This window comes from Bartonella callosciuri, from assembly GCF_014203215.1.
Lineage (GTDB): Bacteria > Pseudomonadota > Alphaproteobacteria > Rhizobiales > Rhizobiaceae > Bartonella > Bartonella callosciuri.
Genome location: NZ_JACHIM010000001.1, coordinates 245,622 through 261,900, shown reverse-complemented (window position 1 = coordinate 261,900; position 16,279 = coordinate 245,622). Strand labels below are relative to the sequence as shown.

The following is a 16,279-nucleotide window of genomic DNA, read 5'->3' as shown; positions in this document are numbered from 1 at the left end:
ATTGTGTTATCAAGTGGGCGAGTGGGAAAATGACACATCATCCAAGAATACAAGAGAGTATGGACGGAAAAATGATGTCAGGGACTGAGATGGTGGTTCAAGCTCTTATAGATCAAGGCGTTAAACAATCTTTTCTGTTATCCTGGTGGAGCTGTCCTTCCTATTTTTGATGTTATTTATCAATAAAATGAAGTTCAGCACATTTTGGTGCGTCATGAATAAGCAGCAAGTCATGCGGCTGAAGGTGATACACGGAGCACGGGAAAGGTAGGCTGTTATGCTTGTAACTTCTGGTCCAGGTGCAATGAATGCTGTAACACCTTTGCAAGATGCACTCATGGATTCTATCCCTCTTGTTTGTTTTTCTGATAAGGTACCGACAACCCTGATTGGAACAAATACTTTTCAAGAGGCTGATACGGTTGGTATTACAAAACCCTGTACTAAGTATAATTGGTTGGTTAAAGATGTAAATGATCTTGCGACTATCATTCATAAAACTTTTTCGATTGCCCAATCAGGACGTGCAGGGCCAGTTTTGGTTGATATTCCTAAGGATATTCAATTTGCTTTGGGTATTTATAGAGCGCCTCAAGTTTCGGCATTTGTGCGTTCTTTTCCACAATCGAAAGAGAATAGAAAGGCTATTGAATGAGCAGTTTCTCTTTTAAAAGAAGCAAAACGCTCTGTTATCTATTCTGGTGGTGGTGTTATTTCATCGGGTCCTCAAGCTGTACAGCTTTTGCGTGATTTGGTTCAATTGGGAGATTTTCCGATTACCTCAACACTCATGGGACTTGGTGCTTATCCAGTTTCTCGCAAAAACTGGCTTGGAATGCATGGAGTTTATGAGGCTAATATGGCTACGCATGATTGTGATGTTATGGTAGCCGTTAGTGCTTGGTGCACGGTTTAATGATCGTGTCACGGGACGGCTTGATGCATTTGCACCTCATGCACGCATTATCCATATTGATATTGATCTTCCTTCTATTAATAAGATTGTAAAAGTAGACGTTCTACTTATTGGTGAGGTGACTGATGTTTTAGGAGATATAAATCAACACTTGAATATGCAGAAACCAATATTTAAGAGCGAGAGTCGTAATGCGTGGTGGATACAAATTAATCGTTGGAAAGTGTGTAATTCATTGGCATATATATGGTGAAAAAAGATGTTATTATGCCACAATATGTTCTTGAACGGCTTTATGCACTTACCAAAATGTGCGTGCTTATGTCACAACGGATGTTGGACAGCATCAAATGTGGGCTGCGCAGTATTATCGCTTTGATGAACCAAAATATTGGATGACGTCTGATGATCTTGGGACTGTGGGGTATGGTCTTTCCCCTGCTATTGGTGTTCAAATAGGACATCCTGATTCCCTGGTTGTATGTATTTTTGGTGATGCTTCAATTCAGATGAGTATTCAAGAACTAGCAACAGCAGTTCAGCATAATGCACCAGTGAAAATTTTTATTTTAAATAATCGGTATATGGGGACGATCCGCCAGTGGCAGCAATTGCTGTATGGCAATCGTCTTTCTCATTCTTATACGGAATCGATGCCTGATTTTGTGAAATTAGCACAAGCTTACGGGGCGGTTGGTATTCATTGTTCAAAACCGGATGAACTTGGTGATAAAATTCAGCAAATGATTGATTCTGATAAGCCATTTCTCTTCAATTGCCATGTTGATAATTTAGAAAATTGTTTTCCCATGATCCCATCTGGATGCGCGCATAATGATATGCTGTTACCTGATGAGGCTTATGATGAAGCAGTTGCAAATGCTATTTCTGCTGAGGGACAAATTTTTGTATTAAAATTAATATTTTAATCAAATAATGAAGGGATTTGATAGTCATTAATTTTTTTGAGTTTTTGCCTCTATTCCTCATTTTTGGCAGTTTTTTTTATGAAAAATTTGCAGTTATAATTTTGTAAATTTAAAGTTTTGCTTTAGCTATTTTTTAGTTCTAAACATGGGGCAGCTGAAGTGCATATGTGTCTTAATTTTAAATTTTCTGCGTATGTTAATAGGTTGTTTGTGTTTTGTTGTAAAAAAGAATGTTTTTCATAAAAAGTGTGATATTTGTTCAAGAAGGCTGATACAAATTTTGTCTGGATATAAAACTTAGATTGTTGAAGTATTGTGAACAATAGTAATTGCTACGATGGTTGATAATTGTGCTGTGAGAGTGGTTTTATTTCCAAAACGCTTGCTCTTTTTATGCGAATCTTATTTTGATAAATTATGCAATTTTCACGGGAACAGGATAATGCATTGAAAGCTGTTGCTGCGTGGTTGAAAAATGGGCATTCTCCACTTTTTCGCCTCTTTGGCTATGCAGGGACAGGGAAGACAACGCTTGCGCGCTATTTTGCGGAAACAGTTGATGGTTCTGTTCAATTTGCTGCGTTTACAGGCAAAGCAGCACAGGTTTTGCGCTCGAAAGGCGCGAGCAATGCTTGTACTATTCATTCGCTGATTTATTGTCCGCGCGGGGAAGAAGAAGTTTCCGATGAAGTAACAGGAAAAAAATCTATTGCACCGACATTTGCACTTAATCGGAAAAGTGCAGCTGCGCAAGCTAAGCTTATCATTATTGATGAGTGTTCGATGGTGGATGAGCAATTAGCGCGTGATTTGATGAGCTTTCGGACGCCGATTCTTGTTCTTGGTGATCCGGGTCAATTGCCTCCCATATCAGGAGGCGGTTTTTTTTCCAATAGTGCACCGGATTTTCTTCTTTCAGAAATTCATCGGCAAGCTCGTGATAATCCGATTGTTCGTCTGGCTATGGATGTGCGTGAAGGACGCGATATTGCGTATGGTGATTATGGGGCTGCTCGGGTTATTTCACGCAAAGAGGTCGATCAGGAATTGGTTTTGGAAGCTGATCAGGTGTTGGTTGGGGTTAACCGAACACGTCACCGTTATAATAAACGTTTGCGTGTGTTGAAGGGATTTACAGCAGATTATCCACAAGCGGGAGATAAGCTTGTGTGTTTGCGCAATGATCCACCCAAAGGCTTGTTGAATGGCTCTTTATGGAAAGTAATGACTTCACAGAAGGAAACTACTAAACCAGGTATTAGCTTTCTTATTAAACCAGAAGAAAGCGATCGTGGGGTAGCGAAGATTAAGCTTTTAAAAGCAATGTTTGAAGATCCTAATAATGAGATTTCATGGCAATTAAAAAAAAGATATGATGATTTTGATTATGGATATGCGTTAACTGTTCATAAAGCGCAAGGATCTCAATGGGACAATGTCGTTTTGTTTGATGAAAGTTTTGCATTTCGTGATATGTATTCACGTTGGCTTTATACAGGAATTACGCGTGCAGCAGAGCGTTTAACAATTGTTCGATAGAAAATTTATTCTCTAGGGTTATACTGGAGAATGTATTTTTTCTGTCTTTAGAATTGTATATAGAAATGAGAGTGTGCATGGCAATAAAACTTTCAGTTAATCTTAATGCTGTTGCCCTTTTACGAAATCGGCGTAATCTTCCTTGGCCAAATATCAAGAATGTTGGACATATAGCACTTACAGCTGGTGCAGCAGGTTTGACAGTCCATCCACGTCCTGATGAAAGACATATTCGTTTTGCTGATTTGCCAGATATATACCGTTTAATTAACAGCACATTTCCTACTGCTGAATTTAATATTGAAGGTTATCCAAGCGATGCATTTTTAGATATAGTAGAAAATTATGCTGATCAGATAACTCTTGTTCCTGATGATCCTACTCAGTTAACTTCTGATCATGGTTGGAATTTTGATCGTAATGCAGAATTTTTAGCGCCTATTATTCAACGCTTGAAAGCAAAAAAAATTCGTGTGTCGTTATTTGCTGACCCTATTGTCGATGGTCTTGATATTGCTAAAGCGATTGGTGCTGATCGTGTAGAATTTTATACGGGGGCTTACGGTGGTGCATTTGAAGATAAAACAAAACAGGATCAAGAGCTCAATAAACTTGTTTTAGCAGCAAGAAGAGCTCAAGAGCTGCAATTAGGTGTTAATGCAGGGCATGATCTGACAATTATGAATCTTCCTTCTCTTATTAATCGTATTCCTTGGCTTGATGAAGTTTCTATTGGTCATGGGCTTATTGCTGATGCGTTAGAGTATGGAATGCGTGAAACTGTTCAGCGTTTTATTCAATTATTGGTGTGATCTTTTTCTCTCTATCCAATTAGAAGAATGCTCTTTTATCAACTTCTGTTCGTTCGTTTTAAAAAAGTAATTTGGCATATAGTTAGATAAGTAACAGCGTTTGTGGTACGCATTATGGTAGCAACAGAAATCTATTACCGATATGGTTAGTTGGTGTTGTCTATTTTTCAGTGTATTGAATGCTTTTCTGTTCATGCTACCAGTTATGAAGATGTTTCATCAAATCCTCTTGTACAACCTTTTATATAAAACATTAATTTTTTATGATAATTAATTGTTTTTGCAATTTAAGTTTAAATCACGAATACAGTATTTTACATATTTCAAACTCGTTTATGATGAATCAACAAAAACTGTTTGTTTTTGCGCATTAAAAGATGGATCAACCTATGAATAAAAATCATTTAAGAAAGGATCGAAAATGTTTCTTATACACATTGTCTAAGTGTAAGGGCAGTCGGTAACATTATGAGCTGATCAATAGGAATGGTGGTACCGGTTTTTACCTTCGTAAACATAAAGGCAGTGATGCATAATGAATTTTGTATTATAATATTCAGGAGAGCTAAAGAATAAAATTTTTATAAAGTATTTACAGTGTATATTATGGATTTCAGTCATAATCAAACTAGCTCTACTAATCTTCAATAAGGCAAAGAATAAAAGTGCGAAGCTGTAGACGTAGATGAATGATATCAGATAAGATTCTTGTACGAGTTTACAACATAGTTTGTCTAAAGCTTAGAACATATTATCATGTAAATTTTTATGAAAAATAAATACCGAAAGATCAGTATTTATCGTGCACTTTTGCGGATCAAAATTTTTACATTTCGATGACTGTGAAAATATAATATACTAATCTGTAGCTGCCAGATTATTATTGCTTATCTTTAGTATGTGAGGAGTAAAGTTTTTACCGATGTGGTGTACAGCTGAAACATTACCTCTTTTTCATAATTAGATTATATTTTTGCTGCATATATTACGATAGAAAAAGAACTTTTACACTCAATATTGTGAATGTCTGTTTCTTAACATAATTAGTAATGAGTTTTATCCATATGAGCCTGTGAAGAAAAAGGCTATGTTAAATTTATAGCTTCGGTGAAACTTACTGATGAGAAGCTGAAAGTCATTAGTAAGCTTCATTTAAAATACGAGATTTCTATTAAGTTCAATGGAATATTTTTAGAAAAAAAAATTTTTAGATTTATGGGGGTAATGGATTACTAAGGCTTATTACGATGAATGATGTAGGTTTTGTTACTTTTAACCAGTACTTGCTCGGGAGTTTTTTTAAGATGAATGTTTGATAAAATTTTACTATGTTGAGTACTTTGATGTTTTTCTTTAATTATAAATTTGTTCAATCAAAATACGAGATATCACATACGACAGGGGTGTCGAAATTGAGGGCTGTATAAAGTGTTTTTTATCATGAGAGAGGAATAAATAAATTTTTTGCACTCAATTATAAAAACAGTACCCCCTATTTATAATTTTTCTTGCTATCCATTTTGGTTTGGTTCATGCTAAAATCCGTCTGGTTTTTCTTTAATTTTAAAGATACAATGCTTTCTTATGCAGAAGAAGAAGTGAATCTTAGAAGATGTATGTCTTTTTATAAGTATTATTTTGTATAATATATCGTTTTTGTAGAATATTATTTAAATTGTATTTGGTAATCCGGATATTTTTTTGAAAGGTTTTTGAATTATATTTTTGTATGCAATGTATAAATGTAAAAAGATTGCTCAATTGCTTTGTTATTATAAGCGGTGTATTTGTTATTTATAGTGTGTGAAGCACTTAAATTAATTTTTTACTTTTTATTCAATAAAAATAAGCTGAAATTTATTTTACATAGAGAGAGAAGGAAGTTTTTTATGCGTGTTTATTATGATCGTGATGCAAATGTTGATTTGATAAAAGGAAAAAAAGTAGCCATTGTTGGTTATGGTTCACAAGGACGTGCGCATGCTTTAAATCTGAAAGATTCCGGTGTTCAAAATGTACAAATTGCTTTGCGTGCAGGATCGCCAACAGCTAAGAAGGCTACGGTAGATGGCTTTGAGGTTAGTGGTGTTGCTGAAGTAGCAAAATGGGCAGATCTTATTATGGTGGCGACACCAGATGAATTGCAAGCTGATATTTATAAAGAGCATATTCATGATCATTTACGTGATGGCGCAGTGATAGCTTTTGCGCATGGCTTGAGTATTCATTTCGGTTTAATTGAACCTAAAAAAACAGTTGATGTTGTGATGATTGCTCCTAAAGGTCCAGGCCATACAGTGCGTAATGAATATCAACGTGGTCGCGGAGTTCCTTGTTTAATTGCAATTGCACAAAATGCTTCAGGGCAGGCACATGAAGTAGCATTATCTTATGCGTGTGGTCTTGGTGGCGGACGTGCTGGAGTGATTGAAACAACATTTAAAGAAGAGTGCGAGACTGATCTTTTTGGTGAACAAGCTGTTCTCTGTGGTGGTCTTGTTGAGCTTATTCGGGCAGGTTATGAAACACTAACAGAAGCAGGTTATGCGCCGGAAATGGCTTATTTTGAGTGTTTACATGAGGTTAAATTGATTGTTGATCTCATGTATGAAGGCGGTATTGCAAATATGAATTATTCGATTTCTAATACAGCTGAGTGGGGTGAATATATGTCTGGTCCACGCGTGATCACGGATGAAACGAGAGCAGAAATGAAACGTATTTTGAAGGATATTCAGACGGGTAAATTTACATCAAATTGGCTTCAAGAATACAAAGCTGGTGCAGCTCACTTTAAAGGTATGCGGCGTCTAAATGGCAGTCATCCTATTGAAGAAGTTGGCAAAAAACTCCGTTCTATGATGCCTTGGATAAAATCTAATGCTTTGGTTGATAAAGAGCGTAATTGAAGTTTATATGGAACTAAGAGTTCGCATATTTTATGCATAAAAAGGGGTAACTTTTGTAACCCTTTTAAAGATGTTTTTTATGTACAAACTTTATGTGTTATCTTTTAGTTGAGTTTTTCCTTACAAATGTCAAATACGTTATGCCTAATAAAATAAACCATAATAGAGTATATTTTAACGCTATTAGGGTATCAGATTCTAATGTTAACAAAAAGAGAATGAAAGCAAAGAAGACTAAAACAACCCAACACATGATAACGCCCCCTGGCATTTTGTAGATGGATTCAGCATGTAGGTGGGGACGATTGCGTCGGTAAACGATATAGCTGATCAAAATCACAGACCATACGAATATAAATGCAATTGCTGAAATACTGGAGACAATTGTAAAAGCACTTATGATGCTTGGAGACAGCGATGCAACTGTATACCCTAATAAAATACACAAGAAAGAAAAGAATAGAGCGTTAGCTGGAACGCGGTTGCCAGAAAGTTTTCCTAAAAGTTTAGGAGCTCCTTTTTGTGTTGCAAGACCATATATCAAGCGGCTGGTAGAAAAAATACCACTATTTGCTGAAGAAGCAGCTGATGTGAGAACAACAAAATTTACTAAGCCAGCAGCTATTGGAATGCCAGCAAGGCAAAACATTGCGACAAAGGGGCTTTTATCTGGCTTCACTTGGTCCCAAGGTGTGACTGACATAATCACAAGAAGAGAAAAGATATAAAAGAGTACAATACGAATAGGTATTGAGTTAATTGCTTTTGGTAGAACTTTTTTAGGCTCTTTCACTTCAGCTACAGTCGTTCCAGAAATTTCTATACCAACAAAAGCAAAAATGGCAATTTGAAAACCAGCAAAAAAACCTGTAATTCCTCGAGGAAAGATATTTCCGTCGTTCCATACGTGGCTAAGAGAGGCAACGGTACCGTTTGGAGAGGTAAAGCCAGTAGCGATCATATAAAATCCAACAATGATTAATGCTATAATTGCTACGACTTTAATAAGACCAAACCAAAACTCAAGTTCACCAAATAATTTTACGGCAAGAAGGTTAAAGCTTAGAAAGAAAATAACGCACGTGAAAACAATAATCCATGGGTTGAGTGTTGGCCACCAAAAGTGCATATAAGTGATGATCGCTATAATATCTGCGGCTCCGGTTACAACCCAACTCAACCAATAGCTCCAGCCAATAAAAAAAGCAGTTCCTGGTCCTAGCAGATCGGTTGCAAAGTCTACAAGAGATCGGTACTGTGAGTTAGAAAGTAATAATTCTCCCATAGCGCGCATTACGAGGTATAAGGCGCAACCGGTAATAGCGTAAACGAGTAGGATTGAAGGGCCTGCTACGCTGATTGTTTTTCCTGATCCCATGAAGAGTCCTGTTCCAATGGCACCACCAATAGCGATAAGCTGCACATGGCGGTTGTCGAGTCCGCGTTGCAGTTTTTTCTGAGGATTTTCTTTTATGTTTTTTTCATCATTCATTTTTAGGAAGCCCCCTTTAATTATTATTAAGCTTAAAATTACACTGAAAATGAAAAATCTCTCCGTATCGAAGCATGATATAAATGAGGAGTAAAGTAGAAAACATTTTTTATCACGTCATGTGGATAAAGAAAAAGAATATGGAATTAATAAGGATATATTCCTTTATCCAGAATAATGTAACAGATATCTGATACGGAATTTAGTTGTTTCTGAGAAGACTGATAAACTATTGCGAAGAAAAGATTATGGAACTCTATGTTTTAGATCAAGAGACAGCAGATCTCTTATAATAAAAGAAGCTGATTCTTTTTGTAAGTTATTTTACAATAAAGCCTTGTAATCCATTGAGTTGTGAAATTGTTGGTATGTTTGTTAGAGTTTTAGATGTTCGTTCACAAGAAGATTTAGAAGCATTCAAAAAATTACTAGAGAAAATTAGTAAATACTAGAGAAAGTTAGTAAAAAAGAATGCGTTTTGGAAAAGCAAGTTTGAAAATCCTATTCCCTCACTTTTATCCACGCATCCCTCACCTGTAGTTTGACAGTAGGTTTTGCAGTAAGTGAGAAGAGGTGGGATTAGTTAGGAATAGGTGATAATTTGTTATTTTTATGCATAAAATTTAGCATTAAAAGCGCGTTTTGCCAAAATAGATTTTGACACCTAAAATTGCGAAAATTACCAAAAATCAGAAAAAAGAGCGTTTTCATGGTAAAAATGAGAGAAAGCTTTGAAAGGTCTTTGAAGACCCTTTGAGACCCCCTTTAAAACTCTTTGAAAAAAAATAAATTGATGCAAAACCTGCTGTCAAATTATGCAAAACCTACTGTCAAACTACAACTAGAGAAAATTAGTAAAAAAGAATGCGTTTTGGAACAGCAAGTTTGAAAATCCTATTCCCGAACCTTTGTTTACTTATCCCGCACCTTAAAAAAACACATATAAAATCAATAAGTTATAGCACGATAAAAGTGCTGTGGCGGAGGGGGTGGGATTCGAACCCACGGTACAGTCTCCTGCACGCCGGTTTTCAAGACCGGTGCCTTAAACCGCTCGGCCACCCCTCCAAACTGAATATGCTTTTTTACAAAGTTCTCGCAAAAGGTCAATCATTTAAATGTGCTTTTAGGCATTTTTAATAAAACTGGTTGAAGCGTTATTAAAAATAACTTTTAATCCTTTGAATCCTTAAAATTTTGCTTAATTTTAGCTTCATTATAATATGAATAATTTCACACCGAAGAAATGAAAGATAGATACGATATTATAACAGAGCTTTAAAATGCTATTATTGACTAAGACAGTAGCGCTTCTTGAGCAAGTTTATTCTTTTTCTCGAAATGGTTTTCTTTTTTTGGGTTAGGTTTAGATCTCCTTTTACATTGAGGTTATCGAAAACAATGTTGTATTATTATAAAATCCACAACTACTACATAACTCTGGGCTAAAAAATCATTAATTTTTCCTTAACCGTTTAGAGTAAAGCAGCTAAAGTGTGGCTTTAGCGCACACATGATTGTGCTTATGATATTATATTTATCATTTTTTATGTTTCTACTACTTATGCCTTTAAACAGATCACGAATCGCAGGCTACATTTATTCTAAAACTCCTTTTTCATTTTATAGCTTAAAGCATATTTTGTTTTCTTGTAGAGATTGATAAAAAGCTTATAGTTAGGATGGAAAAAAATTATTGAACTCTATGCTTTAGATCAAGAAACAGCGATCCCTTTTAAGAAAAGAAGCTGATTCTTTTTGTAAGTTATTTTACAATAAAGCCTTGGGATCCATTGAGTCGTAAAATTGTTGGGATGTTTATGAGAATTTTAAATGTTTTTTCACGAGAAGCTTTCGAAGCATTCAAACAATTATTAGAAGTAATTAGCGAAGCGAAAAGAGAGGAAAATTCTCTGTTGCGGAAAAATGTCAAAAAATGCTATTCCCTAACCTTTATTTATCCCGCACCTTGAAAAAGATATATAAAATCAATAGGTTATTGATAAAATAAAGCTAAATGGTGGGCGATGAGAGACTCGAACTCCCGACATCCTCGGTGTAAACGAGGCGCTCTACCAGCTGAGCTAATCGCCCGATGCAATGATTAGCAATTGAATAGGCAATCTTTAAGGAAAAATTTTTCCAAACGCAAGAATAAAGATAATGTTTGATGATTTTTTTGAAAAAATGCATAAGCCTTCTTGACATAAACGGATGAACCCCTTACACGACCGCTTATGCCAATAATAAATTGGTTAGAAAGAATTGCGCGGGTGTAGCTCAGTTGGTTAGAGTGCTGGCCTGTCACGCCGGAGGTCGCGGGTTCGAGCCCCGTCACTCGCGCCATTTCGCAATTTATTCATAGAATTTTTGTTTTTTAAGCGTGAGCATTTTATATGCGCGGGATATAGTATCTAGAGTGTTAGCTTTAGTATGTTTTTTAGAATACAGATTTTCCTCCTTTTTATGTGGTTTATAAGAATAGGGCTTGCGTCTTTCTTTGCTCTGCGTTACCTATGTTAATAAGAAAAGCATTGCTTTATTGTGTTCTTGAAACAGTGCGAGCGGAGTTAACAGAGCAGTTTATAATTTATCTATTTGATTTAACAATGTGGAGTGATTGCGTTAATCCCAGATCATTTCATTAAGGTGGAAGAGGATTATGACTCATTTACTGAGTTCTTATTTACCGGTTTTGATCTTTATTATTGTTTCGGCAGTTATTGCGGGGGGGCTTTTAATTATGCCTTATATAGTGGCTTATCGTTCCCCCGATCCCGAAAAGTTATCAGCTTATGAATGCGGGTTTAATTCGTTTGATGATGCGCGCATGAAGTTTGATATTCGTTTTTATTTAGTATCAATTTTGTTTATTGTTTTTGATCTTGAAGTTGCTTTTCTTTTTCCTTGGGCCGTTTCATTTAGCTCGGTAGGTGTGTTCGGCTTTTGGTCGATGATTGTATTTTTAGCACTTTTGACTATCGGATTTATGTATGAGTGGAGAAAAGGAGCTCTTGAATGGGATTAATATCTAACAATTCAACTATTACTGCTCCACAAGAAAAAGGGTTAGTTGGTCCGAATGGGGAAAAATTGGTGGGATCTGACGACAGTTTCTTCCGTGATATTAATGCTGAATTATCAGATAAAGGTTTTTTAGTTACTTCGGCAGATGCTCTAATTACTTGGGCGCGTACCGGTTCTTTAATGTGGATGAGTTTTGGTTTGGCTTGTTGTGCTGTCGAGATGATGCAGTGTTCAATGCCTCACTATGATAATGAGCGTTTTGGCTATGCGCCACGTGCTTCACCCCGTCAATCAGATGTCATGGTAGTAGCGGGCACTCTAACAAATAAGATGGCACCTGCTTTAAGAAAAGTGTATGATCAGATGCCAGAGCCGCGTTATGTGATTTCTATGGGGTCATGTGCAAACGGTGGGGGATATTACCATTATTCTTATTCAGTTGTACGTGGCTGCGATCGTATTGTTCCTGTGGATATTTATGTTCCAGGGTGTCCTCCTACAGCGGAGGCATTACTATACGGTATATTATTGTTGCAGAAAAAAATCCGGCGTACTGGTTCCATAGAGCGATAGAAGGCATTATTGTCATGGTGGATGAATCACTGGTTGAACTTGCTACCTATTTGAAAGACAAATTAGGAAATAAGCTTGAAGAAACCATTCTTGCATTTGGTGAGTTGACTATTGTATCCCGTCTTGATGCAATTACAGACGTTTTAATGTTTGTTCGTGATGATTCTCGCTGTCAGTTTGTTAATATTACAGACATTAGTGGTGTTGATTATCCGTTTCGTGATAAGCGTTTTGATGTCTCTTACCAACTCTTATCTCCTCGTAAGAATTTGCGCTTGCGTGTTAAAGTACGTACTGATGAAAATACTCCTGTTGCTTCTGCTTGTGCGGTTTATCCTGGGGCAGAGTGGTATGAGCGTGAAACATATGATATGTATGGAGTTTTATTTTCAGGGCATCCAGATTTAAGGCGAATTTTAACCGACTATGGATTCGAAGGGTATCCTTTACGTAAAGATTTTCCTGTAACAGGGTTTGTTGAATGTCGTTATGATAATGAAACAAAGAGGGTGGTTTATGAACCTGTTGTTTTGCGACAAGAAATGCGCAGTTTTGACTTTCTTTCCCCTTGGGAAGGAAGAGAGTATATTTTCCCACATGATGATAAAGCAGATGTCAAAAAGTGATATTGGACCTTGTAGGGCTTGAGATTAGAGTGATAGACTTTTTAAATAATTAAATGTTTTCATTATGATAATGGTTTCTCATTAATATTTTATATGAGGCTTTTTAGAAAAACAAGGGGTTTATAGTGACTGAGGTCAATGTTCGGAACTTTAATATCAATTTTGGACCACAACATCCTGCAGCGCATGGGGTTTTACGCATGGTTCTGGAATTGGATGGTGAAGTTGTTGAGCGTGTAGATCCACATATTGGATTATTGCATCGCGGTACCGAAAAATTAATGGAAACAAAAACTTATCTTCAAGCTTGTCCTTATTTAGATCGTTTAGATTATGTTGCTCCTATGAATCAGGAGCATGCTTTTGTGCTGGCTATTGAAAAATTATTAGGTGTTGAGGTTCCTAAACGTGGGCAGTTAATACGTGTTTTGTTTTCTGAAATTGGGCGCATTCTTAATCATTTGCTTAATGTAACAACACAGGCAATGGATGTTGGTGCTTTGACACCACCTCTTTGGGGGTTCGAGCAACGTGAAAGATTGATGGTTTTTTATGAGCGTGCGTGTGGCGCACGTCTTCATGCAAATTATTTTCGTCCTGGGGGTGTGCATCAAGACTTACCGGAATCTTTAATTGAGGATATCGGTAATTTTATTGATCCATTTCTTATTGCTCTTGGTAAACTTGATGCGCTTATAACGCCAAATCGAATTTTTAAGCAGCGTAATGTGGATATTGGTATAGTAAGTATTGATGAAGCTTGGGCACGTGGTTTTTCTGGAGTCATGATTCGTGGCGCCGGTGTGCCGTGGGATTTGCGTAAAAGCCAACCTTATGAATGTTATGATGAAATGGAATTTGATATTCCTGTAGGTAAGAACAGTGATTGCTACGATCGCTACCTCATTCGTATGGAAGAAATGCGTCAATCAGCAAAAATTATGCGCCAATGCGTGGATCGTTTGCTTAGTACGGAAAAAAATGAACCAGTCTCGAGTTTAGATCGTAAAATAGTGCCACCAAAGCGGTGCGAAATGAAAAGTTCCATGGAGGCACTTATTCATCATTTTAAACTGTATACGGAAGGTTTTCATACACCTCCTGGAGAGGTATATGTTGCTGTAGAAGCTCCGAAGGGTGAATTTGGAGTTTATATTGTTTCTGACGGAACGAATAAGCCTTATCGTGTTAAATTACGTGCTCCTGGTTTTGCTCATCTTCAAGCTATGGATTTTTTAACCCGAGGTCATTTGTTGGCGGATGCTCCAGCTATTTTAGGCTCAATTGATATTGTTTTTGGAGAGGTTGATCGCTAATGTCCGTGCGTCGTCTTGCAGATGATATTTACCAACCTGCAGAGTTTTCTTTTACAAAAGAAAATCAGATATGGGTGAAAAATACTATAAAAAAATATCCTATAGGGCGTGAGCAGTCTGCTGTAATTCCATTACTTATGCGTGCTCAAGAGCAAGATGGTTGGGTGACACGTGCTGCGATTGAGCATATTGCTCAGATTCTTTCCATGGCTTACATTCGTGTTTTAGAGGTTGCGACTTTTTATACTCAGTTTCAACTCAAACCAGTTGGAAAAAAGGCGCATATTCAAGTTTGTGGTACGACTCCTTGTATGTTACGTGGATCTGGTGAATTAATTAAAGTGTGTCAGAAAAAAATTCATCATGAGCCTTTTGTTACCAATCCGGATGGAACATTATCATGGGAAGAAGTGGAATGTCTTGGCGCTTGTGTCAATGCTCCTATGGTTATGATTTTTAAAGATACTTATGAGGATCTTACGGCTAAGCGTCTCGAAGAAATTATTGATGCATTTGAAGCCGGTAAAGGGTCTGAGATAGCGGTTGGTCCGCAAAACAGTCGTAAATCATCGGAGCCGATTAGCGGTTTAACTTCACTTATTGATGAAAAGGAAAAGACGTTCCTTAAGTCTTCAAAGAAAAAGGAATAAGGAAGAAGTGGGAGAGTAGTAAGCATTTTTTAAAAAGGCGTTTTATTATTTTATCCATCGCAGCAATATTTGACGAGAAGGTAAGAGTTTTTGAAAAAATATTTAAGGATTGCATTTGAGGAAAAATTAAGAATGCTATGGGCAAGAGAAAAAAAGGTGGGGTATGCTGGCTGATAAAGATCGCATTTTCACCAATCTTTATGGTTTAAAAGACAAGTCATTAAAAGGTGCAATATCGCGTGGGCATTGGGATAGTACCAAGGAAATTATAGAAAAAGGCCGTGATTGGATCATTAATGAGATCAAGTCCTCGGGTTTGCGTGGGCGTGGTGGTGCTGGTTTTCCGACGGGAATGAAATGGTCCTTTATGCCAAAACAGAGTGATGGTCGTCCTCATTATTTGGTTGTAAATGCAGATGAATCAGAGCCTGGGACATGTAAAGACCGCGATATCTTACGGCATGATCCTCATACTTTAATTGAAGGATGTGTACTTGCTACTTTTGCTATGGGAGCGAATGTTGCTTTTATCTATATTCGTGGTGAATATATTCGAGAGCGTGAAGCACTTCAATTTGCCGTTGATGAATGTTATGATTCGGGCTTACTTGGCAAAAAAACGAAATATGGACATGTGTGCGATATTGTTATTCATCATGGAGCCGGTGCTTATATTTGTGGTGAAGAAACAGCTCTTCTTGAAAGCCTTGAGGGGAAAAAAGGGCAACCTCGACTTAAACCACCATTCCCCGCAAATATGGGAATTTATGGATGTCCAACAACAGTCAATAATGTAGAATCTATAGCTGTTGTTCCAACAATCTTGCGTCGTGGTGCTTCATGGTTTTCATCGATTGGGCGTGCAAATAATGTCGGAACGAAATTATTCATGGTTTCTGGGCATGTTAATGCTCCTTGTACGTTTGAAGAAGCTCTAGGTGTTTCTTTTCGGGAATTAATTGAAAAACATACAGCTGGTATTCGTGGCGGATGGAATAATCTTTTAGCAGTTATTCCAGGTGGAGCTTCTTGCCCAGTTGTTCGTGGTGAAGATATGATTGATGCAATCATGGATTTTGATGGGATGCGAGATGTCGGATCTTCTTTTGGGACAGGTGGTATGATTGTGATGGATAAGTCGACTGATATTATCAAGGCAATTTGGCGTATAGCGGCTTTTTTTAAGCATGAAAGCTGTGGTCAATGTACGCCATGTCGTGAAGGTACGGGTTGGATGATGCGTCTTTTAGGGCGTATGGTTGAGGGAAGAGCACAAAAACGCGAGATTGATCTTCTGTTTGAAGTCTCTAAACAAGTTGAGGGGCATACTATTTGCGCACTTGGTGATGCAGCAGCATGGCCTATACAGGGATTGATACGTAATTTTCGTCCAGAAATTGAGCGTAGAATTGATGATTATACACGAAATGTTGTCCAAAGAAAAAATATTGCTTTGGAAGCAATTGGATAGAGGATTTTGTCTTTAAGAG

10 protein-coding genes, 3 tRNA genes and 1 pseudogene are annotated in these 16,279 nt (G+C 37.1%); 11 read left to right on the top strand and 3 right to left on the bottom strand.

What is annotated here, in order from left to right:
- Nucleotides 1-29 precede the first annotated feature (29 nt).
- The 4 genes and pseudogenes from HNQ69_RS01135 (at nucleotide 30) to ilvC (ending at nucleotide 7,105) form a co-directional block, all read left to right on the top strand.
- Nucleotides 30-1,845, top strand: a pseudogene (locus HNQ69_RS01135) (acetolactate synthase 3 large subunit).
- Nucleotides 1,846-2,262: 417 nt separating this feature from the next.
- Nucleotides 2,263-3,384, top strand: a complete 1,122-nt coding sequence (locus HNQ69_RS01130) for an ATP-dependent DNA helicase (RefSeq protein ID WP_183228274.1) — start codon at nucleotides 2,263-2,265, stop codon at nucleotides 3,382-3,384.
- 77 nt (nucleotides 3,385-3,461) lie between these two features.
- Nucleotides 3,462-4,196 carry a pyridoxine 5'-phosphate synthase gene (locus tag HNQ69_RS01125; RefSeq protein ID WP_183228273.1) on the top strand — a complete coding sequence of 245 codons (735 nt, stop codon included), beginning with the start codon at nucleotides 3,462-3,464 and terminating at the stop codon, nucleotides 4,194-4,196.
- Between the two features lie 1,889 nt (nucleotides 4,197-6,085).
- Entirely contained in the window at nucleotides 6,086-7,105 is a 1,020-nt protein-coding gene (gene ilvC, locus HNQ69_RS01120; RefSeq protein ID WP_183228272.1) for a ketol-acid reductoisomerase, read from the top strand.
- A 97-nt stretch (nucleotides 7,106-7,202) separates the two neighbouring features.
- Here ilvC and HNQ69_RS01115 read toward each other — a convergent pair whose 3' ends face one another.
- The 3 genes from HNQ69_RS01115 to HNQ69_RS01105 all read right to left on the bottom strand — a co-directional run bounded on the left by HNQ69_RS01115 (nucleotide 7,203) and on the right by HNQ69_RS01105 (nucleotide 10,691).
- Entirely contained in the window at nucleotides 7,203-8,597 is a 1,395-nt protein-coding gene (locus tag HNQ69_RS01115; protein ID WP_183228271.1) for an amino acid permease, read from the bottom strand.
- Nucleotides 8,598-9,575: 978 nt separating this feature from the next.
- Nucleotides 9,576-9,665: transfer RNA gene (locus HNQ69_RS01110), tRNA-Ser, on the bottom strand.
- Between the two features lie 950 nt (nucleotides 9,666-10,615).
- Nucleotides 10,616-10,691 (bottom strand) — tRNA-Val (locus tag HNQ69_RS01105).
- Between the two features lie 175 nt (nucleotides 10,692-10,866).
- Here HNQ69_RS01105 and HNQ69_RS01100 point away from each other — a divergent pair.
- The 7 genes from HNQ69_RS01100 to nuoF all read left to right on the top strand — a co-directional run bounded on the left by HNQ69_RS01100 (nucleotide 10,867) and on the right by nuoF (nucleotide 16,260).
- Nucleotides 10,867-10,943 (top strand) — tRNA-Asp (locus HNQ69_RS01100).
- A gap of 316 nt (nucleotides 10,944-11,259) precedes the next feature.
- Complete coding sequence (locus HNQ69_RS01095) at nucleotides 11,260-11,625, top strand: NADH-quinone oxidoreductase subunit A (protein ID WP_183228270.1); 366 nt, start codon at nucleotides 11,260-11,262, stop codon at nucleotides 11,623-11,625.
- Nucleotides 11,616-12,197: a NuoB/complex I 20 kDa subunit family protein gene (locus HNQ69_RS01090; protein ID WP_183228269.1), complete on the top strand. Its 582-nt coding sequence runs from the start codon at nucleotides 11,616-11,618 to the stop codon at nucleotides 12,195-12,197. The genes HNQ69_RS01095 and HNQ69_RS01090 overlap by 10 nt, the downstream gene beginning before the upstream one ends.
- A gap of 14 nt (nucleotides 12,198-12,211) precedes the next feature.
- Nucleotides 12,212-12,823 carry an NADH-quinone oxidoreductase subunit C gene (locus HNQ69_RS01085; RefSeq protein WP_183228268.1) on the top strand — a complete coding sequence of 204 codons (612 nt, stop codon included), beginning with the start codon at nucleotides 12,212-12,214 and terminating at the stop codon, nucleotides 12,821-12,823.
- A 125-nt stretch (nucleotides 12,824-12,948) separates the two neighbouring features.
- On the top strand, nucleotides 12,949-14,139 hold the full coding sequence (locus HNQ69_RS01080) for an NADH-quinone oxidoreductase subunit D (RefSeq protein ID WP_183228267.1): 1,191 nt from the start codon (nucleotides 12,949-12,951) through the stop codon (nucleotides 14,137-14,139).
- Nucleotides 14,139-14,789 (top strand): NADH-quinone oxidoreductase subunit NuoE, encoded by a 651-nt coding sequence (nuoE, locus tag HNQ69_RS01075; RefSeq protein WP_183228266.1) that lies wholly within the window; start codon nucleotides 14,139-14,141, stop codon nucleotides 14,787-14,789. Before HNQ69_RS01080 ends, nuoE begins: the two co-directional genes overlap by 1 nt.
- Nucleotides 14,790-14,952: 163 nt before the next feature.
- A complete protein-coding gene (nuoF, locus tag HNQ69_RS01070; protein ID WP_183228265.1) occupies nucleotides 14,953-16,260 on the top strand; it encodes an NADH-quinone oxidoreductase subunit NuoF in 1,308 nt (435 codons plus the stop codon).
- Nucleotides 16,261-16,279: the final 19 nt, after the last annotated feature.